The organism is Pseudomonas sp. NPDC087358, assembly GCF_044900785.1.
Lineage (GTDB): Bacteria > Pseudomonadota > Gammaproteobacteria > Pseudomonadales > Pseudomonadaceae > Aquipseudomonas.
Map to the genome: position 1 here is coordinate 239,971 of NZ_JBJDOA010000001.1, position 20,423 is coordinate 260,393.

15 protein-coding genes and 1 pseudogene are annotated in these 20,423 nt (G+C 60.3%); 8 read left to right on the plus strand and 8 right to left on the minus strand.

Annotation, left to right across the window (positions count from 1 at the left end; genetic code table 11):
• Positions 1 to 109: 109 nt before the first annotated feature.
• The 5 genes from ACI2KS_RS01050 to ACI2KS_RS01070 all read right to left on the minus strand — a co-directional run bounded on the left by ACI2KS_RS01050 (position 110) and on the right by ACI2KS_RS01070 (position 5,956).
• Complete coding sequence (locus ACI2KS_RS01050; protein ID WP_404616548.1) at positions 110 to 1,279, minus strand: lactonase family protein; 1,170 nt, start codon at positions 1,277 to 1,279, stop codon at positions 110 to 112.
• A 194-nt stretch (positions 1,280 to 1,473) separates the two neighbouring features.
• Entirely contained in the window at positions 1,474 to 1,779 is a 306-nt protein-coding gene (locus tag ACI2KS_RS01055; RefSeq protein ID WP_404616549.1) for a DUF5629 family protein, read from the minus strand.
• Between the two features lie 88 nt (positions 1,780 to 1,867).
• The gene (locus tag ACI2KS_RS01060) at positions 1,868 to 3,193 is read right to left on the minus strand and encodes an MFS transporter (protein ID WP_404616550.1); all 1,326 of its coding nucleotides are present in this window, start codon (positions 3,191 to 3,193) and stop codon (positions 1,868 to 1,870) included.
• Positions 3,194 to 3,479: 286 nt separating this feature from the next.
• On the minus strand, positions 3,480 to 4,472 hold the full coding sequence (gene araD1, locus ACI2KS_RS01065; protein ID WP_404616551.1) for an AraD1 family protein: 993 nt from the start codon (positions 4,470 to 4,472) through the stop codon (positions 3,480 to 3,482).
• A gap of 167 nt (positions 4,473 to 4,639) precedes the next feature.
• Positions 4,640 to 5,956 (minus strand): MFS transporter, encoded by a 1,317-nt coding sequence (locus tag ACI2KS_RS01070; protein ID WP_404616552.1) that lies wholly within the window; start codon positions 5,954 to 5,956, stop codon positions 4,640 to 4,642.
• A gap of 234 nt (positions 5,957 to 6,190) precedes the next feature.
• On the opposite strand from ACI2KS_RS01070, the gene ACI2KS_RS01075 reads away from it, so the two are divergent.
• Complete coding sequence (locus tag ACI2KS_RS01075; RefSeq protein ID WP_404616553.1) at positions 6,191 to 7,933, plus strand: IlvD/Edd family dehydratase; 1,743 nt, start codon at positions 6,191 to 6,193, stop codon at positions 7,931 to 7,933.
• Positions 7,934 to 8,251: 318 nt separating this feature from the next.
• Positions 8,252 to 8,974 (plus strand): FadR/GntR family transcriptional regulator, encoded by a 723-nt coding sequence (locus ACI2KS_RS01080; protein ID WP_404616554.1) that lies wholly within the window; start codon positions 8,252 to 8,254, stop codon positions 8,972 to 8,974.
• A gap of 55 nt (positions 8,975 to 9,029) precedes the next feature.
• Here the strand turns inward: ACI2KS_RS01080 and ACI2KS_RS01085 are convergent, their stop codons facing one another.
• Together ACI2KS_RS01085 and ACI2KS_RS01090 are read right to left on the minus strand one after the other, a co-directional pair.
• Positions 9,030 to 9,722, minus strand: coding sequence for a sensor histidine kinase (locus ACI2KS_RS01085; RefSeq protein ID WP_404616555.1), 693 nt, complete (start codon positions 9,720 to 9,722; stop codon positions 9,030 to 9,032).
• On the minus strand, positions 9,719 to 11,323 hold the full coding sequence (locus ACI2KS_RS01090; protein ID WP_404616556.1) for a response regulator: 1,605 nt from the start codon (positions 11,321 to 11,323) through the stop codon (positions 9,719 to 9,721). The genes ACI2KS_RS01085 and ACI2KS_RS01090 overlap by 4 nt, the downstream gene beginning before the upstream one ends.
• Before the next feature lie 83 nt (positions 11,324 to 11,406).
• On the opposite strand from ACI2KS_RS01090, the gene ACI2KS_RS01095 reads away from it, so the two are divergent.
• The 4 genes and pseudogenes from ACI2KS_RS01095 (at position 11,407) to mqo (ending at position 15,608) form a co-directional block, all read left to right on the plus strand.
• Positions 11,407 to 11,583 (plus strand): hypothetical protein, encoded by a 177-nt coding sequence (locus ACI2KS_RS01095; protein WP_404616557.1) that lies wholly within the window; start codon positions 11,407 to 11,409, stop codon positions 11,581 to 11,583.
• Positions 11,584 to 11,798: 215 nt separating this feature from the next.
• Positions 11,799 to 12,581, plus strand: a pseudogene (locus ACI2KS_RS01100) (MCP four helix bundle domain-containing protein); the annotation flags it as partial.
• The gene (locus tag ACI2KS_RS01105; protein WP_404617229.1) at positions 12,576 to 13,439 is read left to right on the plus strand and encodes a methyl-accepting chemotaxis protein; all 864 of its coding nucleotides are present in this window, start codon (positions 12,576 to 12,578) and stop codon (positions 13,437 to 13,439) included. The pseudogene ACI2KS_RS01100 and the gene ACI2KS_RS01105, both read left to right, overlap by 6 nt.
• Positions 13,440 to 13,970: 531 nt before the next feature.
• Positions 13,971 to 15,608, plus strand: coding sequence for a malate dehydrogenase (quinone) (gene mqo / locus ACI2KS_RS01110; RefSeq protein WP_404616558.1), 1,638 nt, complete (start codon positions 13,971 to 13,973; stop codon positions 15,606 to 15,608).
• Positions 15,609 to 15,824: 216 nt separating this feature from the next.
• Here the strand turns inward: mqo and ACI2KS_RS01115 are convergent, their stop codons facing one another.
• Entirely contained in the window at positions 15,825 to 16,196 is a 372-nt protein-coding gene (locus ACI2KS_RS01115; RefSeq protein ID WP_404616559.1) for a histone-like nucleoid-structuring protein, MvaT/MvaU family, read from the minus strand.
• A 248-nt stretch (positions 16,197 to 16,444) separates the two neighbouring features.
• On the opposite strand from ACI2KS_RS01115, the gene ACI2KS_RS01120 reads away from it, so the two are divergent.
• Together ACI2KS_RS01120 and ACI2KS_RS01125 are read left to right on the plus strand one after the other, a co-directional pair.
• The gene (locus ACI2KS_RS01120) at positions 16,445 to 16,759 is read left to right on the plus strand and encodes a hypothetical protein (RefSeq protein WP_404616560.1); all 315 of its coding nucleotides are present in this window, start codon (positions 16,445 to 16,447) and stop codon (positions 16,757 to 16,759) included.
• Positions 16,760 to 17,196: 437 nt separating this feature from the next.
• The gene (locus ACI2KS_RS01125; RefSeq protein WP_404616561.1) at positions 17,197 to 20,244 is read left to right on the plus strand and encodes a beta strand repeat-containing protein; all 3,048 of its coding nucleotides are present in this window, start codon (positions 17,197 to 17,199) and stop codon (positions 20,242 to 20,244) included.
• Positions 20,245 to 20,423 lie beyond the last annotated feature (179 nt).

Consider the following 20,423-nt stretch of genomic DNA (forward strand, 5'->3'; position numbering starts at 1 on the left):
CGCCCGAGGAGCTTTCAGAAAAAATCTTTTCTGGCACTAGCCCTTATCACTTCAATTAATACATGGCTCGAGCCCTTGTAAATCAAGGGCTCGAGCCTGCGTCAATGTGTCACTTGCCACTCAGAAAACGAAAATCGGAGGGCGAATCGAAGTCGACTTTCTGCACCGTGTCGCCCAAAACACCGGTTTTCGGGTCAACGCGAACGGTGATGATCTGGTTGCTTTTCTGATTGGCGATCAGCACGAAGCGGCCGCTGGGGTCGAAGCTGAACTCACGTGGCTCCTTGCCCTCCACGGAACGGCGCTGGATTTCCTTCAGCTGGCCATTGGCTGAATTGATGCTCAGGACAACCAGCTCGTTGGCCTCGCCACGGTTGGCGACGTACAGGAATTTGCCATCCGGCGAAGTGTGCAGGCCACCTGCGGCGCGGTATTGCTGACCATCCTTGTTCGCCAGTTCGACCAGTTGCGTGCGTTTGAAGGCGCCGTCGTGGTACTCGAACACGGCCACTTGCGCGCTCATCTCCATGGTCAGCCAGGCGTGCTTGCCGTCCTTGCTGAACAACAGGTGACGCGGGCCACTGCCCGGTGGCAAGTCCACGGACGGCACCTTGGCAGGCTTCAAGGGCTGGGTCTGCTTGCCGTCGTAATTGAAGACGAACATCTTGTCAGCGCCCAGATCCATGGCGATCAGGTATTTGCCATCGGGGGTCGGCACGGCGGCATGAACGTGGGACGAAGCCTGACGTTCAGGGTTGACCTTGCTCGCCTCATGAGTGGCGGTCTGTACCACCGGCGAAAGCTTGCCATCCTTGCCCACGGGCACCACGGCGAGCACACCGCCCGGATCAGGGTGCACGGCGTAGTTGGCGACGAACAGGAAACGTCCGTCCAGGCTCAGATTGGAGTGCGTCGGCTCTTCGCCTTTGCTCTCGATCTGGTTGATGAACGACACCGCATGGGTCTTGGGGTCGATGGCAAAGCTTGAAACCTTGCCGACCACGTCGGTCTGGCCAGGGCCGTTCTCGTTGACCGCGAACAGGTGATGCTGGTCTTTGGACAGGGTCAGCCAGGACGGGTTTTCGCTTTTGATCACCTGACGCGGCTTGGCGTCGAGCTGGCCGGTCTGGGTATTGAAGCCCAGGCGGTAGATGCCTTCGCTGGCGCCAGCGGTGTAGGCACCCACCAGTACGTCGTAGTCGGTCATGGATTTGGCCTGTACGCAAATGGAGGTGAGGCTGCTGGCGAGTACCAGCCAGGGCAGGAGTCTGGGGGTCATGAGCGTGATCTCTTTGTTGGAGTTGTTGGCGCGTGGTCAAACGCGAGAATCAGGTCTATGACAGCGGTTGGCCGGGAGTAGTTGCCAGTAACGACTCAGGATCCGGACCTGTCTTTCGCAGCCGTCCGGCTTGCCGGCGGTGGTGTTGGCCGGATCGCTACCGCCGGCAAGCCGGACGGCTACAAGGGACGGCGTTAATCCTGCTTGTCGTCGTCTTCGTCGTCACCACTGCTGGTAAACGCGTCCGAGAGCACGAGGAGACGATGATCGGCATTGCCGTCATTGATGACCCAGCTTTGCAGCTCACTGTCGAACTCGGCGCTGTCGATCTGCGCCAGGGAGAATCGCCAGACCTTGCGCTCGCGGCCGTCCATGCTTTCGATTTGCAGCATTTCGTCCAGTGAGAATTCGAACGCGTGCAGCCCGTCAATCTCCAGCATGGCTTGGGAAATCAAGGCTGTCTGCAGGGCGGCAAGCAATGTTTGCGGTGTGGTAGTCATGGCAATGATTCGCATAGGTCAAAGCGCGAATGATAGGTCAAAAGGCGCCAGAGCGGTGTGGCTGGCGCCTTGCTGATACCGTTGATGGTCAGTCCTGCAGCGCTTGCCTGGCGTAGTAACGCTTGGGAATGCCCCACACAATCAGCGCAATGGCCAGCACGCTGACCGCGAACAAGGCGAACAGCGCAGGCGTTGCCGTGCCGGTCAGGTCCTTGATACGACCGACCATGAACGGCGCGATGACGCCGCCCAGTTGCCCCAGTGAGTTGATCAGGGCGATCCCCGCCGCCGCCGCGATGCCGCTGAGAAAGCGCGGCGGGATGGTCCAGAAGATCGGCATCCAGGCGATGATGCCGGTCATGATCATGGTCATGCCGATCATCAACGGCAGCAACTGCCCGGGCAACAGCGCACAAACCAGATAGCCCGCCGCAGTCAGGGTCGCGCAGGCGGCCATGTGCCAGCGACGCTCGCTGTGGCGGTCGGAGCTTGCGCCGATCAGCAGGTTGCCGATCACCGCACCTACATAAGGAATCACCGTCAACAGCCCGATGTTCATGGTGTCGAGCACGCCGGCGCTCTTGATCAGCTGTGGCATCCAGAACAGCAGGCCGGTCAGCGCCATGACCAGGCACAGGTAAATTGCCGACATGACGTAGGTGGTCGGGTGTTTCCAGATGTCCTTGACCTTCTGCGGTGATGTCGGCCGCGGTTCTTTGGCCATCCGCGACAGCACCACTTGCTTTTCCTGGGCGCTGAGCCACGGGGCATCTTCAATACGGTCCTTGACCAGCCAGAACACTACACCGCCCAACAGCACCGACGGGATGCCTTCGAGCAGAAACAGCCAGCGCCAGCCGGCCAGGCCCATGACCCCGTCGAAGTGCCCGAGAATCAGTGCAGCGATAGGGCCGCCGACGATGCCACACAGGGGAATGGAGCTTTTGAAATACGAATTGACCCGCGCCCGCCGTGAGCTGGGATACCACTGGGTGAAGAAGTACAACACGCCGGGCACAAAGCCGGCTTCCATTACGCCGATCAGAAAGCGCAGGGTGTAAAACCAGAACTCGGTCTGCACGAACATCATGCAGGCTGAAGCGATGCCCCAGGAGACCATGATCCGGGCAATCCAGATTCTCGCGCCGATCCTGTGCAGCAGGACATTACTGGGGACTTCGAAGAGGAAGTAACCGACGAAAAACAGACTGGCGCCCAACCCGTAGATGGTCTCGCTGAAACCCAGATCACTGGACATCTGCAACTTGGCGAAGCTGATGTTGACCCGGTCCAGATAAGCGAACAGGAAACAACAGATGAACAGCGGCACGATGCGCCAGCTGACCTTGCGGTAAATGCTGTCTTCAATCGCTTCGGCGTCCAGCTGTTCCAGCGGTATGGCATTGGCGGTCATGGGGCGCACCTCGTTTGTTTTTATGTGGGTGTCGGGTGTGTTGCGTTAGCTCTGCGTTTTCACAGCTGTTTTGTAGGAGTGAGCTTGCTCGCGATGGCGCTTTTACACGCACCGCTGCAGCGTCTGATCTGGCGCATCGCGAGCAAGCTCACTCCTACAGGGTCTGGGTTATCAGCTTCATGCTGCAGTGGTATTGAGCCCATCCACCAACCGCTGGATCCCCAGCAGGTTGACGTTTTTCAAGGCGCCGGCCAAGGCGCTGTCGGGGCAGTTCTGCAAGCACGGCTTAAAGCTGCTTGATTGCGCCTGGCTGGAATACCGCTTCGGCCGGGGCGATGCCATTGATCAATGGCGCGCCAAACTCGCTCTGGCTGATCTCGAAATGATCGCCCGGCTGGGTCTTGATGCCGTCGGCGAACGACAGGGTAGCGGTGCCGAAGAAATGCACATGCACGTCGCCCGGACGCAGGAACTGGCTGTACTTGAAGTGGTGGTATTCGAGGTTTTCCAGGCTGTGGCACATGTTCGCCTCGCCGCTCAGGAACTCCTTCTCCCACAGCACCTGGCCGTCACGCAGGATGCGGCTGGTGCCCGCCAGGTTCTGCGGCAGATCGCCGACCCGCAGCTCCGGACCAAACGAGCAGGCGCGCAGTTTTGAATGGGCCAGGTACAGGTAGTTCTTGCGCTCCATGATGTGATCGGAGAACTCGTTGCCGATGGCGAACCCCAGACGGTAGGGTTGGCCGTCATTGCCGATTACATACAGGCCGCTCAGCTCCGGCTCTTCACCGGCATCTTCGGAAAACGGCGGCTGCGGGAAGGCTTGCCCTGGACGAATGACGATGCTGCCGTCGCCCTTGTAGAACCATTCTGGCTGCACCCCGGGCTCACCGGCAGCAGGTTTACCGCCCTCGATACCCCATTTGAAGATGCGCATGGTGTCGGTCATGGCGGACTCATCGTTGCCATGCTGGTGCATCTTGTCGCGGGCCGAGGCGCTGCCCAGGTGCGTCAGGCCGGTGCCGCTGACCAGCAGGTGAGCGGGGTCCGGATGGTCCAGCGGCGGCAGGATCATCAGGTCCGCACGCAGTTGCGAATAATCGTGGTTGTCACCCAGGCCCAGGCTGTCGACCTGCTCAGCCAGGGAAATCTTCTTGTCGATGGCCGCCAGCGCCAGCTCACGGGTGCTGGTCGCGCCTTGAATTTCGCGCACCAGCGCGCCGTCCACCAAGCCGACGCGACGCTGGCCGTTACCCAATTCGAATTGAACCAAATGCATGAATGTCTCCTTTCCAGATGATTGCGTCGTGGCCTTTTGCGGTGGCTGTGTCGAAATCGCTACCGCCGGCAAGCCGGACTGCTACGGGTTCTGTGGCGCTGTCAGACCCGGGATACGAAATGTTTTGTGTAGCCGTGCGGCTTGCCGGCGGCTACACAAGCGTAGTGCTAGCGAGAATTGCGGGCGCTGGCGGCGAAGCTCGACGCAGGCAATACGTGCTTGCGCTCCAATACGCGATACACCACGCCGGTCAGGATCAGTCCACAGACCATCACGCCCGACAGGAAGTACAAGCCGCTGGCCAGATTCCCGGTGAGCTCTTTAAGCCAGCCGATGACGAACGGGCCGATGTAACCGCCCAGGTTGCCCACCGAGTTGATCAGGGCGATGCCCGCCGCGGCGCTGGCTCCGGCGAAGAAGCGGCCCGGCAGGGTCCAGAACACCGCGGTGCAGGAGAACAGCGAAAATGCCACCAGGCACAGCGCCGCCAGTTGCAGTACCGGCACGCTCAGATACGCACTGAAGAACAAGCCGATAGCCCCGATGACATACAGAACCGCCAGGTGACCATAGCGATCATTCAGGCGGTCGGAGCTGCGCGGCACGATCAACAGGCCAACGATGCCGAAGACATAAGGCACCGAAGAGATAAACCCGGTCATCAGGTCCGTGCCGCCAAACTGCTTGATCAACGTCGGTAACCAAAGCCCAAGGCCGTAGATGCTCAGGGTCACCGGCAGGTAGAACAGCGCCAGCAGCAGCACGCGCTTGTCCTTGAGGGCATGCAGCGGATTGCCATGACGGGTCTGGCCGTACTGTTCCAGATCCTTTTTCAGCTCGCCGGCCAGCCAGTCTTTCTCGACCGGGTCCATCCACTTCACGTCCCTTGGGCCATCGGGCAGCCAGCGCAGGACCGGCAAGGTCAGCAGGATCGCCGGGGCACCGATGCACAGGAACAACCACTGCCAGCCATGTAGGCCGCCAACCCCTTCCATCCCCAGTAAACCGCCGGAAATGGGACCGGTGATCATCATCGCGATGGGTTGCGAGAGGATGAACAGGCCCAGGATCTTGCCGCGATGGCGCACCGGGAACCATTGGGTGATGTAGTACAGCACGCCGGGGAAAAAGCCCGCTTCGGCCGCGCCGAGCAGAAAACGCATCACATAGAAGCTGGTCGGGCCCTGGACGAACGCCATCCCCATGGTGATCGCACCCCAGGTGACCATGATCCGCGCGAACCAGCGTCGGGCGCCGAAGCGTTCGAGCATCAGGTTGCTGGGGATTTCCAGCAGGAAGTAACCGATGAAGAACAGTCCCGCGCCCAGGCCATAGGCAGCGTCGCCGATGCCGACATCCGCGCCCATGTGCAGCTTGGCGAAGCCCACGGCGGAACGGTCGACATAGGCGATCAGGTACAGCAGGATCAGAAAGGGTATGAGTTTCAGGGTGATGCGACGAATAAGCCTGAGTTCCTGGCTCATGTATGCGTTCTCCACGTTGTTTTTGTTATGCAAGCGCGGGGATCGCCTCTGCCTTCGTGTGCGCCGTACAACGTGTCGCTCGGCCTGGCAGGGTCGTCCCTCGTTGGGAAACGACTATATAGTATTACTATTTAGCGTTACAACACTTCCACTCAGACGATTTTCGGCCTATTTTAGTCGTCAAGCGAAGCCTTTAGTCTTACAAATCGAGTCTTACAATAAGAGTGCTGATTTATGTCTGATGCCAATAAGAAACCTGTCCTGCGTTCAGCCCAATGGTTCGGTACCGCCGACAAGAACGGCTTCATGTACCGCAGCTGGATGAAGAACCAGGGCATCGCCGACCATCAGTTCCAGGGCAAGCCGATCATTGGCATCTGCAACACCTGGTCCGAACTGACCCCGTGTAACGCCCACTTCCGCACCATCGCCGAACACGTCAAGCGTGGCGTCATCGAAGCCGGTGGCTTTCCGGTGGAATTCCCGGTGTTCTCCAATGGCGAATCGAACCTGCGCCCGACCGCGATGCTGACGCGCAACCTGGCGAGCATGGACGTCGAAGAAGCGATACGTGGCAACCCGATCGATGGCGTGGTGCTGCTCACCGGTTGTGACAAGACCACCCCTGCCCTGCTCATGGGTGCGGCCAGTTGCGATATCCCGGCCATCGTCGTGACCGGCGGGCCGATGCTCAACGGCAAACACAAGGGCAAGGACATCGGCGCCGGGACCATCGTCTGGCAGATGCACGAATCGTATAAGGCCGGCCAGATCAGCCTGGATGAATTCCTCTCCGCAGAGTCCGGCATGTCGCGCTCGGCCGGCACCTGCAACACAATGGGCACGGCGTCGACCATGGCCTGCATGGCTGAGGCTCTGGGCACCTCACTGCCGCACAACGCTGCGATTCCGGCCGTCGATTCGCGTCGCTACGTGCTGGCGCACATGTCGGGCATGCGCGCGGTGCAGATGGTCAACGAAGACCTGCGCCTGTCGAAGATTCTGACCAGGGAAGCCTTCGAGAACGCCATTCGGGTCAACGCCGCCATCGGCGGTTCGACCAACGCAGTGATCCACCTCAAGGCCATCGCCGGGCGCATCGGTGTCGATCTGGACCTGGACGACTGGACGCGCATTGGTCGCGGCACGCCTACCCTGGTCGACCTGCAGCCTTCCGGACGTTTCCTGATGGAAGAGTTCTATTACGCCGGTGGCTTGCCTGCGGTGCTGCGCCGCCTGGGCGAAAACAACCTGATCCCCAACCCCGAAGCCCTTACCGTGAATGGCAAGTCGCTCTGGGAGAACGTGAAGAACTCGCCGATCTACGGTGACGACGAAGTGATCCGTGCCATCGACAACCCGCTGGTGGCCGATGGCGGCATTTGTGTATTGCGCGGCAACCTGGCGCCGCTGGGCGCTGTGCTCAAGCCTTCGGCCGCCACGCCCGCGCTGATGAAACATCGCGGACGCGCAGTGGTGTTCGAGAACTTCGACATGTACAAGGCGCGGATCAACGATCCTGAGCTGGACGTTGACGCAAGCAGCATCCTGGTGATGAAAAACTGCGGGCCAAAGGGTTATCCGGGCATGGCCGAAGTCGGCAACATGGGCCTGCCGGCCAAGCTGCTGGCTCAGGGCGTGACCGACATGGTGCGTATTTCCGATGCGCGCATGAGCGGCACGGCATACGGCACCGTGGTCTTGCACGTGGCGCCGGAAGCCGCTGCCGGCGGACCGCTGGCGGTGGTGCAGGAAGGTGATTTCATCGAGCTGGACTGTGCGACCGGGCGCCTGCACCTGGACATCAGCGACGAACAACTGGCTGCGCGCCTGGCGGACTGGCAAGCGCCGCAACAACTGCTGGTGGGCGGCTATCGCCAGCTGTACATCGAGCACGTGATGCAGGCCGATCAGGGTTGCGACTTTGACTTCCTGGTGGGCATGCGCGGCTCGGAAGTGCCTCGGCATTCGCACTGATCAATCTGGGAGACGAAGCTACCCCTACAGGTGATCGCGCTTGCGCACGCATCCGCCAGGGAGCTGCGGATGTGCGCAAATTTCGCGAGCGCGCGCAATCACTTGCAGGAGCCGGCTTGCTGGCGAACCGCAAGGTGTCAGATACAGGTGATTCGACTGACACTGCGCATTCGCCAGCAAGCCGGCGCCTACAGGGTTGAGGGTCGGGCCGGCAGGTCGCGCCTGACCTGTAAGCCCGCAAGTTTCGCAGCGACGCCAGCGCTCCCCGCCAGTGCTATGATGCGCCGCATTCACCGCTCAGGATTGCCACGCGCGCCCATGGATTACCGTAAGCCCTCCGACCGCAAAAGCATGCATTCGCGCATTGTCCAGGACATCGGCATGCAGATCGTTTCAGGACGCTTCAAACCTGACGACAAACTGCCCGCCGAGGCCTTGCTGTGTGAGGAATATGCGGTCAGTCGCCCGGTGCTGCGCGAAGCCACCCGGGTGCTGGTGGCCAAGGGCCTGGTGTATTCGCGTCCGCGGGTAGGTACGGTGGTCAAACCACGCCGCGAATGGCATATCCTCGATCCCGACGTGCTGCACTGGCTGATGCAAAGCTCGCCGCAGAACGAATTCTTCGCCCTGCTCACCAGCGTTCGCAGCATCATTGAACCGGCCGCTGCCGCCCTTGCCGCGCAACATGCAACACCAGACGAGATCGCCGGCATTGGCGAAGCCTACCAGCGCATGGAGGCGGCGCCGAGCGTGGAGGACGTGCTGCAGCCGGACTTGGATTTTCACAGCCGGATTGCCGATGCCACCCACAACGACCTGCTGGCACACCTGTGCAACATGCTGTCACTGGCGCTGCGCGAAGCACTCAAGCACTCCAACAAACGCCCGAACCTGCATGAGCTGGCCCTGCCCCGGCACAAGGCAATCCTTACCGCCATCGAGAACCGCGACGCCCTCGGTGCCCATCACGCCACGCTGGTGCAGCTCGACGATGCGCGCAATGCGTTGAATGTCGTGCTCGGCAAGGCCATGAAGCTGTAGACGCCCAGGCTTCGGATACTCGGCAGCAGCGAGGCTGGAAGATCCTGCGGTCGCCCTACGGCAGATAAATACTGAACAGCCCGCCGCCCAGTTCGCCACCATTGGCGATCTCGATATGCCCCGGCACGCCCTGGCGCTGATGCTGTCGGGCGATGTTCGCCGCAAAATACAGCCCCAGCCCGGTGCTGCCGCTGCTCTGGTTGATGCCCTGCACATAGTCGGTCTGGTGTTCGATCATGTGCGCGGGAAAGCCCGGCCCATCATCGTTGACGCTGATCACCAATTGCTCGCCGACCTGCCCCGCGCTGATCAGCACTTCATGCCGGGCGAAGCGAATGGCATTGATCACCACGTTCGACACCACCGAACCGATCAACTCACGGTCGAAGAAACCCGGCAGGCCGAAATCGTCGACGCGCAAGCGCGCGATGATGCCGCGGCTGGCGAGTACTTCCTGGTGAAAGGCCAGCTGCGCCTCGATGAAATCGTCCAGCTCGTGGTAGTCCGGACGCAGTGGCAGCTGGTTCACGCCCAGCTTGTACAGCCCCAGCAGTTGCACCAGCATGCCGTTCAGATGCGCGAACTCGTAATCGATCACGCCCTGCTCCGGCGTGCCGCGATCAGTCGCCGGCAGTTGCCTGACCCACTGCCCGTGCGCCTGGATCAACGAGGCCAGCGAGTTTTTCATGTCGTGCACGGTGGAGGCGATCACCATGGAGAAATCCACCCCCGGTTGCTGATCACTCATTGACCAAACGCCCTGGATCGCAGTTTCTGATAACGCTCGTAGCGCGCATCAGTGTCGGGCATCTTGCCGACCATTTTCAGACTGTTCTGGCATTCCTGCAGACTGGCGGTGTCGAGATTCTGCACGCCCACATGCAGCAGCGCCTGCGCCAGGTTCAGGGCAATACTGATGTTCTTCGGTTGCAGTGCCAGCCCCTGACGGAACAAGTCCTGAGCTTCGCCCAGCTTGCCTGCCCGATAGCTGCGAATGCCTTGCATGTTCAGATCGATCGCCGCCTTGCCCGCGCTGAGGATGTCGGGATCGTCGGTCTGCCTGGCGATGCTCTGCATGACCTGCGGATCATCGCCATAGATCTCCGCGCAGCTTTTGAGAATACCGGCGCCGGCGCCTTCCTGCCCCAACTGCTTGAGTTGCGAGGCTACCGCCAGCGCGGCATCGGCACTGAGGAACTGCTCCATGCCTTCGAGCCGCTCCAACGCCTGCTCGGTCAGCTTGGCGGCCATTTCAGGGTCGGAACTGGCCACGCTGGTGGCTTTCATCAGCCGCGCCCGCACTTGCAGGCCGGCATCGTTGACATGCTCCTTGGCGACTTCACCCAGGGTCTGGTTGATCTCGACCCGGGTGCGCGCATCCAGCCCGCGCTCGCCGCCACGGCTGATCAGCGCCTGGGCCAGGCCAAGGTTGGTTTCCGGGTCCTTGAAACGCGAGAACTGCCCTTGCGAAACGGCCTGGCGAAAGGCTTTGGAGGCGCCGTCGAAATCCTGATTCTCCAGCGCCAGCTTGCCCAGCAGGCGTTGACGCCGCACCGCGTAGGGTGACAGGCGCACCGCTTCTTCGAGCATCTTCTGCGCGCGGCGGTTGTCGCCGCTGGCCATCAGCACATCGGCCAGGCCGTCGAACAGCACCGGCATCGCGTTGAACGCGCGGATCGCGTCTTCATAGACCGCCTGCGCGTCGGCGTTACGCCCACGCTTGAACAGCAGCTTGCCCAACGCCGCGTAGGCCCAGGGCTGCGGACGATCGGCAAGAATCGATTTGAGAAACGCCTCCAACGGTTCGTGCTGGCCCAGGTCGCGCAAGGCGTCGGCCCTGTAGCGCAGGCACAGCGGCGCGAAGCGCGGATCCTGTTTGGTCAGGTTGACGCAGGCGGTCAACACCTCCGCCGGTTTGCCGCGATCCAGCGCCTGCAGAATCGGCTTGAGCAGGTTCTTGCGCTGGACGATCTTTTCCAGACGCTGAGCCAGGCTTGCGCGGTTGAAGGGCTTGGTCAGGTAGGCGTCGGGCTCCCACTCCAGCGCGCTCATGACCATCGCCTGGCTGTTCTCGGCAGTGACCATGACGAACACGCTTTCATGACTGATCAGCTTGTCGGTCATCAGGTCTTCAAGCACTTGCTGGCCGTTCTTCTTGCCATCACCCAGGTTGAAGTCGTGCAGGATGAAGTCATAGCGCTTCTGCGAGCACATCTTCAGCGCCTGTTCGCCGGTATCAGCGGTGTCCACTTCCTTGACGCCCAACTCACGCAGCATCGAGCGGACCGAGCTGCGGAAATCGGAGAAATCATCGACGATCAGAAAGCTTTTTTGGTTCCACGCCAGCATCGAGATTCCTGTCACGGGAGAAAATCAGCCCATAGGCAATTACACAACGGATCGACTTCGCCGCCCCCCGTTCAGCGGGACGAATGATAGCCAACATCAATTTGCCATCAAGCTATTTCACGCAAGCTTTGGCCAGTTCAAGTGCGGCAAGAAGCCGCCTGTTCGAGTTATCGGCGGCGCAGGAACAAAGCTTAGGTGATGGCATCGGGAAAATGCCATCGCCAGGCGTAGCCTTTAAAGCACATCCGACTGATCTGTGACGCAGTTGGTCAGCGAGCGGGCACTTAACCTGCTCGAAACATTTCGCCCTCACGCGGCCAACGTCCGTGGATCCAGAATCAGCGACAACCGGGGTGGATGATGACATTCATCGCAGGTGTTTCGAAATGTGTAAAGTCCCCCGCCCCACCGCCGATAGGAAGTGATGCGGCCCATGCAGCCGCGACACTTAAATCCTGCCCTGAGTAATGCCTCCATGTCCTGGCTGACCGATCTGAAACTCAAGTCCAAGCTGTTGTCCGCTTTTAGCCTGTGCGCGCTGATTACTGTGGTGATAGGCGTGCTCGGCCAGTCCGGTATTTCGCGTCTGTACGACCTGTTTCAAGACACGGTCGCCAACAGCATGCTGTCTATCGCCAAGGTCGACTCGGTCAAGGCGAACGTGATCGCCACCAACCGCGACTTCTTCAAGATCATTGCGCTGAGCGCACTCAAGGCGCCGGCTGACGAGATCAATGGCGCGATTCAATCGCTCAGGGAAAATCAGGCTCAGGCAGACAGCGACTTCAACATCTATCGTGGCACTCCAATGGAAGCCGACGAAAAAGCCGCCAGTGAAGACTTCATGCGGGACTGGCCGGCATATATGGCCGCTGTGCAGAACACCTTGGCGGTGATTCAGAGCGGCGATATCGAGCTGGCCAGCAAACAGGCTGCGACGCTGGTTACCCCCACCTATCGCAAAACCATGGGCGAGTTGAAGATCATTATCGAATCCAACTCCCGTCAGGCGCGTGACTCGGCCCAGGCAGGGATCGACACCGACCGTCAGGTGACCTGGATTCTGATCATCGGCTCGCTGATCGCGGTGGTTTGCGCCATCACCTTGGGGCTGATCGTCACCCGCATGATCACCCGGCCGATTTATCAGTCGGTGCAAAGCGCATCCCGGGTCGCCAGCGGTGACCTGTCGCAAGCCATTGCAGTCGGCGGTCAGGATGAAACAGGTCAGTTGCTCAAGGCACTGTCCAACATGCAAGGCAGCCTCAAGGGCACTGTGCAGCAGATCGCAAGCGCATCCGATCAGCTTGCTTCAGCCGCCGAGGAGCTGACCGCGGTGACGGACGACAGCAGTCGCGGTCTGCTGCGCCAGAATGACGAAATCCAGCAGGCAGCCACTGCCGTGAACCAGATGACCGCTGCGGTCGAGGAAGTCGCACGCAACGCCGCCAGCGCGTCGCAGGTGTCGACTCAGACCGCTGACGATGCGCTCAAGGGCCAGCATCAGGTGCAGCAGGCGGTGAGCGCAATGAACACCATGACCGTGGAAATCACCGACTCGACCCAACGCGTCGAAGCCCTGGCAGGACAGATCCGGGATATCACCAAAGTCCTGGACGTGATTCGCGGCATCGCCGAACAGACCAACCTGCTGGCGCTCAATGCCGCCATCGAAGCCGCCCGCGCCGGTGAGCAAGGCCGCGGCTTTGCGGTGGTGGCCGACGAAGTGCGTGCGCTGGCTCACCGTACCCAGGTATCGACCGGCGAAATCGAATCGATGATCACCCTGGTGCGCAAAGGTGCCGACGAAGCCGTCCAGGCCATGGGCAAGAGCCAGGCCATCGCGGTCAACACCCAGACTTTGGCCACCGAAGCGGGCCTGGCACTGGAGCGCATCAGCGCAGGCGTCAGTCAGATCAATGAACGCAATATGGTCATCGCCAGCGCTGCCGAAGAACAGGCGCAGGTCGCGCGGGAAGTGGACCGCAATCTGGTGAATATCCAGGACCTGTCGGCACAGACTGCCGCGGGCGCCAACCAGACCAGCGCCTCGAGCCAGGAACTGTCGCGTCTGGCGGTGTCGTTCAACATGATGGTCGGCAAGTTCACGCTGTAACTATCTTGCGCTTGAAACTGTAGCAGCACGGCTTGCTGGCGGTAGCGATCTTCAGGACGTTCCGCCGGCAAGCCGTGCTGCTACACAGATGCTTGCGCTTCAGACATTGCCGGGACAACTGTGCTGCCGCAATCGCGAGCAAGCTCACTGCTACAGGGAGCGCTCGCGCGCAGCAACGGCAATTGGCCACCTGAGACAAATTGGCGTATTGACTTAAACGTCGTCTGATTTGTCGTAAATCACATTTCGGGTACAATCCCCGCCCCGTTGCAGAGCGCTTGGACCTGATGACCGAGTTCTGCGATGGATTGATGTTTACTCAAGCTGCTGAATCCAAAGATCGAATAAAAAGCCAGCACCGAGGGACATAGAACGGGAGGTCGCCCGAAACACCGACCTCTTGACCCTTCCTCCTCGTCTTCTGAGAGCGAAGCCTGCGCGACATTCATGCCTGTACGGCGGTGATGTGCTGCAGGACCTTGCCTGATGAAGGGTTGCAGGCGGATAACTTTCTATCTATTGGATGACTCAATGTTCAAGAAAACGAGCACGGCTCTGCTGGGCCTGGCCATTTCGGCAACTCTACTGCAAGCCCATGGCGCCGAGAGCAAGAAAGTCGACGTACTGCTGATTGGCGGCGGCATCATGAGTTCGACCCTGGGTGTCTGGCTTAATGAACTGGAACCGGGCTGGTCGATGGAAATGGTCGAGCGCCTGGACGCTGTCGCCGAAGAAAGCTCCAACGGCTGGAACAACGCCGGCACCGGGCACTCGGGCCTGGCCGAGCTGAACTACACGCCTGAAGATAAAGACGGCAAGGTCAACATTTCCAAGGCCATTGAAATCAACGAAGCCTTCCAGGTGACTCGTCAGTTCCTCTCCTGGCAGGTCAAGAGCAGCGTTCTGAAGAACCCGCCGTCGTTCATCAACACCACACCACACATGAGCTTCGTGTGGGGCGATGACAACATCAAATTCCTCAAGAAGCGTTACGACGCGCTGCAAGCCAGCCCGCTGTTCCGTCCGATGCAGTACTCCGAAGACCCGGCGCAGATCGCCAAGTGGGTCCCGCTGATGATGGAAGGCCGCGATCCGACCCAGAAGCTGGCGACCACCTGGACGCCGATCGGTACCGACGTCAACTGGGGTGAAGTCACCCGTCAATACGTGTCCTACCTGCAGACCCGTCCGAACTTCGACTTGAAGTTGTCCAGCGAGGTCAACGACATCACGCGTAACGAAGACGGCTCCTGGCACGTCGAATACAAGAATCTGAAGGACGGCAGCACCTCCGGTACCGACGCCAAGTTCCTGTTCATCGGCGCCGGCGGCGGTGCGCTGAAGCTGCTGCAGAAATCCGGGATTGCTGAAGCCAAGGAATACGCAGGCTTCCCGGTCGGTGGTTCGTTCCTCGTCACCGAGAACCCGACCGTCGCCATGCAGCACATGGCCAAGGCCTACGGCATCGCCTCCACCGGCGCGCCGCCCATGTCGGTTCCGCACCTGGACACCCGCGTGCTCGACGGCAAGCGGGTGATCCTGTTTGGCCCGTTCGCGACCTTCTCCACCAAGTTCCTGAAAGAAGGCTCGTACCTGGACCTGTTCAGCAGCATGACCACGCACAACTTCTGGCCGATGACCAAGGTCGGTATCGAGCAGTATCCATTGGTCGAGTACCTCGCCGGTCAGCTGATGCTGTCTGACGACGACCGCTTCAAGGCGCTGCAGGAATACTTCCCGCACGCCAAGAAGGAAGACTGGCGCCTGTGGCAAGCCGGCCAGCGCGTGCAGATCATCAAGCGTGATGCAGACAAAGGCGGCGTGCTCAAGTTGGGCACCGAAGTCGTTTCTTCCCAGGACGGCACCATCGCGGCGCTGCTGGGCGCATCGCCGGGTGCTTCGACCGCTGCACCGATCATGCTCAACGTTCTGGAAAAGATCTTCAAAACCCAGGTGGCAACGCCTGAGTGGCAAGCGAAGATCCGTCAGATCGTGCCGAGCTACGGCACCAAGCTCAACGACTCGCCAGCCGCTGTGCAGCAGGAATGGAACTACACCGCAGAAATTCTGCAGCTGGGCACTCCACCGGTGCTCGATCAGACCGTTGGTACCAGCACTGCACCCGCCAAGCCAGTCGAAAGCAAGCCTGCAAGCGACATGGCGTTGTAAAGACTGCGTGATGAGCTTGTATCAGGTTTGAACTAGTAATGAACAAGCCACGGGGGCTAATCACCTCGTGGCTTTTTTGTCTAGGGTTGTCGGCGGATTAACGTCGATTGAAAGACCGCATGAAGGAATGACAGTGCAGATACAAGTTTGGCGTCAATCTTCCAAATAAAAAAGGCCGCTCAATTGAGCGGCCTTTGTGTTCAGCGGTTCAGCGATTTACTTGGCCAGCCAGGACTCGACCTCGTCATTGCCATGCTCGGCCTTCCAGGCTTTCAACAGCTTGTGGTTGCCGCCTTTGGTCTCGACCAGTTCACCGGTGTGCGGGTTCTTGTAGACCTTGACCGAGCGCGCCTTGCGCGTGGTCTTCTCGGGAGCCGCTGCCGGGGTGCCCTTACGGCCGCCAGCCTGTGGATCGAGGATATTGATCACGTCGCGCAGGCTGTAGTTGTACTCACCCAGCAGGCCACGCAGTTTGTTTTCAAATTCCATTTCCTTTTGCAATCCGGTGTCGTTTTTCAGCGACTCCAGTTCAGCAAGTTGTGCGGCCAGCTGTTGCTCAAGCTTACGAAATTCTGCCAAACGAGACATAGGGTGCTCCTGATTCGGGGAAGTGGCATTTGCTTGCTGCAATGCTAGTTGAAAGTACTAATCCAGTCACCTGCCTGTTGCACTTATCGCATTAAATTTCTTCGTAGCAAGTTCCAGAGGCTGATTAGCTTCGAGGTTCTATGCTGCTGCAAATTAATTGTGCAAGCTATCGCCATAATGCAGCGTGGCCACGGCATCTTTGCGTCAGATCCAGGAACCACCCGCCTGTTTATCAAGAGATGCCCAAGATGTCAGCCAGTACACTTACCGCTCGGCAGGCCTGCCAGATACTCAGGGATATAGCCCTGGGGGTTCGCGTCATGCGCCGAGTGTCTGCGGCAAAATGGGGCGAGTCCAGCGCCGCGTCGTTCGTCATCGAGGCCGACGGTTGGTCGCTGACGCTATCAGGCAGCGGGGACAAGCTGGAATGCTGCCAGCGCTGCAGTTCGCCGGATGGCCAGACCGGTTCGCTCGAATCCTGGCAACGCTACGGCACCGATCCGGTCAGCCTTCTGAGCACTTGGGAATACCACACCGTACTTCAGCTGCTGCAATCGATCTGAGACGCCGATCGATACCCTGATAAAAGCTGCACCTCTCGCTCCCCTCCTCCCGACAAGTGCCGTCTGATGCCCGTTCGGGATGCGCAGCTTTTTTATCAAAACCGACACAAAAGTCAGCGCCCCTCTAGGGGAAACCCTTACAAATTCATCGACTATTTCCGGGCAAGGCGCCAATAAAATAAATCCTTATAAATCAGTTATTTATATGGAGTAATGGACCTGAACGCGGCGGTAAAACGGCACTTTCCCGGCGGCGAGCGCAGCAAAACCGCAAACGCAATTGGCGTAACCCCTGATTCCGATTACTAAATGTGTCCAGGACCCCTCAAGTATCAAAATGCCATGTCGATAGCATGGCACTCGAGGGCTCGTTTTGCGGCGATGCGAGCGTGAGTAACTCTGCCAATAACTAAATTCATACCAGGAAAGTTAACCCTATGACCTCCATCGTCACGTCGATGTCAACGGCGCAAATTGCCGTGTTGTCTACCAAGCAGATCGCGGCACTATCGACTTCCGATATTGCCGCGCTCAGCACCGCGCAAGCTTCCGTTCTCACCACCGCCCAGATCGCCACGCTGTCGACAGCCGACGTGGTATCGCTGAGCACGGCAGCTATCGCAGCCTTCAACGCTTCGCAACTGAGCGCGCTGAACACCAAGGACGTGGCTGCACTTGCCACAGCTCAGGTTGCTGCGCTGACCACTACTCAAGTGGCTGCGTTTTCCACCGCCCAGATCGGTGCCCTGACCGGCACTCAAGTCAATGCACTGGCCAGCAACATGACCACTGCACAGATCGGCGTACTGTCGGCGACTCAGGTCAAAGGCTTGACCACCACAGTGTTGGGCGCTTTGGGGGCAACTCCAGTGTCGGCCTTGAACACCAAGGCCATCGCAGCGCTGACCACTGCCCAGATCGGCTCGCTGTCGACCACCGCCGCTGCCGGCATGACCACCGCTCAGGTCAAGTCGATGACGACCGCGCAGGTCAGCACCGTCGCTACCAAGCTGGCGACCGCACAGATCGGTGCCTTGACCACCGGCCAGGCCGCGGGTCTGACCACCACCGTACTGGCAGCACTGACCAGCGTTCAGCTGCAGGCCATTGCCACCGCCGACATCGCAGTGATGTCCACGACTCAGGTCTCGAGTCTTTCGACCACCGCGCTGGGCAACCTGACCAACTCTCAGTTGCAAGCCATTTCGACCAAAGACATCGCTGCGCTGTCGACCACTCAGGTCGGCTCTCTGAGCACCGCCCAGGTCGGCGTACTCAGCACCGCTCAGGCCGGCGCATTGAGCGGCGCCCAGGTCAGCTCCCTGGCTGCCAAACTGTCCACCGCCCAGGTTGGCGCATTGTCCACGGCCCAGGCTGCGGGCTTGAGCACCACGGCTGTGGCCGCTCTGTCTACCGTTCAGCTGGCTGCGATTTCGACCAAGGACATCCCGTCCCTGACCACCGCGCAGGTGGGTGCCATTGCCACTGCAGACGTCGCTTCTCTGACGACTGCCCAGGTCACGGCAATGACCACCAACCAGGTCGGCGCACTGGCTGCCAAAATGTCGACCGCGCAGATTGCGGTACTGAGCGCCACACAGGCCGGCAGTCTGTCGAACGCGGTGCTGGGCTCGTTGAGCTCCGTACAGTTGCAAGCGATCTCGACCAAGGACATCGCGGCGCTGTCGACCTCTCAGGTATCGAACCTGTCGACCACCGCATTGGGCAACCTGACCACTGCACAGTTGCAGGCCATCGAGGCCGCAGACGTTGCCGCGATGTCGACCACTCAGGTCGGCTCCCTGACCACTGCCCAGGTCGGTTCGCTGGGCACCGCTCAGGTCGCAGCACTGACCAGCACCCAGGTTGGCGTTCTCGCGGCCAAGATGAGCACTGCCCAGATCGGCAAGCTGAGCATCACCCAGGTGCCAGGCCTGACGACCACGGCAATTGCCGCTCTGAGCACCGCTCAGGTCGCGGCGATTTCCACCCAGGACATCGCCAAGTTGACCACCACCCAGTTGGGCGGTTTGACAACCACAGGCGTTGCCTCGCTGACCACCGCCCAGGTTACCTCGCTGTCCACCGCCCAGGTCGGCGTACTGGCGGCGAACCTGACGCCCGGTCAGATTGGCGCTCTGACCACAGGTCAGGCTGCAGGTCTGTCGACCACCGTGCTGGGCTCGTTGACCTCCACTCAGCTTCAGGCGATTTCGACCAAGGACATCGCTGCCTTGTCGACCGCTCAGGTCGGCAGCCTGTCGACCACCTCGCTGGGTAACCTGACCACGGCTCAACTTCAGGCGATCTCGACCAAGGACGTGGCGGCCCTGTCGACCACTCAACTGGCTTCGTTGTCTACTGCCAAGGTCGCCGCACTGGCCACCGCGCAGGTTGCAGCACTGACCAGCACCCAGGTCGGCACGCTGGCCGCCAGCCTCAGCACTGCACAGATCGGCACATTGTCGACCGCGCAAGTGGCCGGCATCAGCACCACCGCCGTTGCCGCCCTGAGCACCGCCCAAGTGGCTGCAATTGCCACCCGTGACATCTCTTCGCTGACCACGACTCAGCTGGGCTCGATGACCACGTCCGGTGTCAACGCGCTGACGACTGTTCAGGTTTCCGCCCTGACGACCACTCAGGTCGGCACGCTGACCGCCAAGCTGAGCACCGCTCAGGTCGCTGCCCTTAGCGCAAGCCAGGTCACTGGCCTGGTTGTCGCCAGCCTGAGCACCGCCCAGGTGGCTGCGGTTTCGACCACCGACGTCGCTGCACTGTCGACCGCGCAGATGACCGGGCTGTCGAGCACCCAGATCGGGAGCTTTACGACCGGCCAGATCGCAGCGTTGAAGTACACCCAGGTCAGCTCGCTGGGCCAGAGCTTCAGCACCACCCAGATCGGCGCCCTGACCACCAGTCAGGCTGCAGGTTTGACCACCTCGCTGCTGGCGGGCTTGAGCACCGCTCAACTGCAGGCGATCTCCACCAAGGAAATCGCAGCGCTGACGACCACTCAGGTATCGGGTCTGGCAGCTTCGGTGCTGAACAATCTGAGCACCACTCAGGTTCAGTCGATCGAAACGGCTGATATCGCGGCCCTGACCACCGGTCAGGCTGCTGCTCTGTCGAGTGCTCAAGTCACTAGCCTGACCACCAGTCAGGTTGCTGCCTTGAAATACACTCAGGTCAGCGCACTGGGCACCAACCTGTCCACGGCGCAGGTCGCGCAACTGTCTACAGCGCAGGTATCGGGCATCTCGACGACCACACTGGCGGCCCTGAGCACGGCGCAGGTTGCAGCGATCACCACCAAGGATATCGCTGCCCTGACCACCACCCAGGTCAGCTCGCTGACCACGGCGCAGATCGGTGCACTGTCGACCTCTCAGGTCGGCGCACTGACCCACGCTCAAGTCGGCGCACTGACCTCGACGCAACTGGGTTCGGTTTCTACTACTCAGGTCCCGTATCTGAACCTGTAAGACCGCCACTCAGGCTCATGAAACGACGCTTGTCCAGGCCCTGCATCCGCACGGCACGTTCAAGCGTCGGTCGATCGAGTGCTATTAAACGCAAGGGTTGGACAGGCGACTGCCAACCCCTGCTCTGCGCCTGCGGTTCTGAATGAACCCGAATGTGCTCACCAGGATCGCCGCTGGGC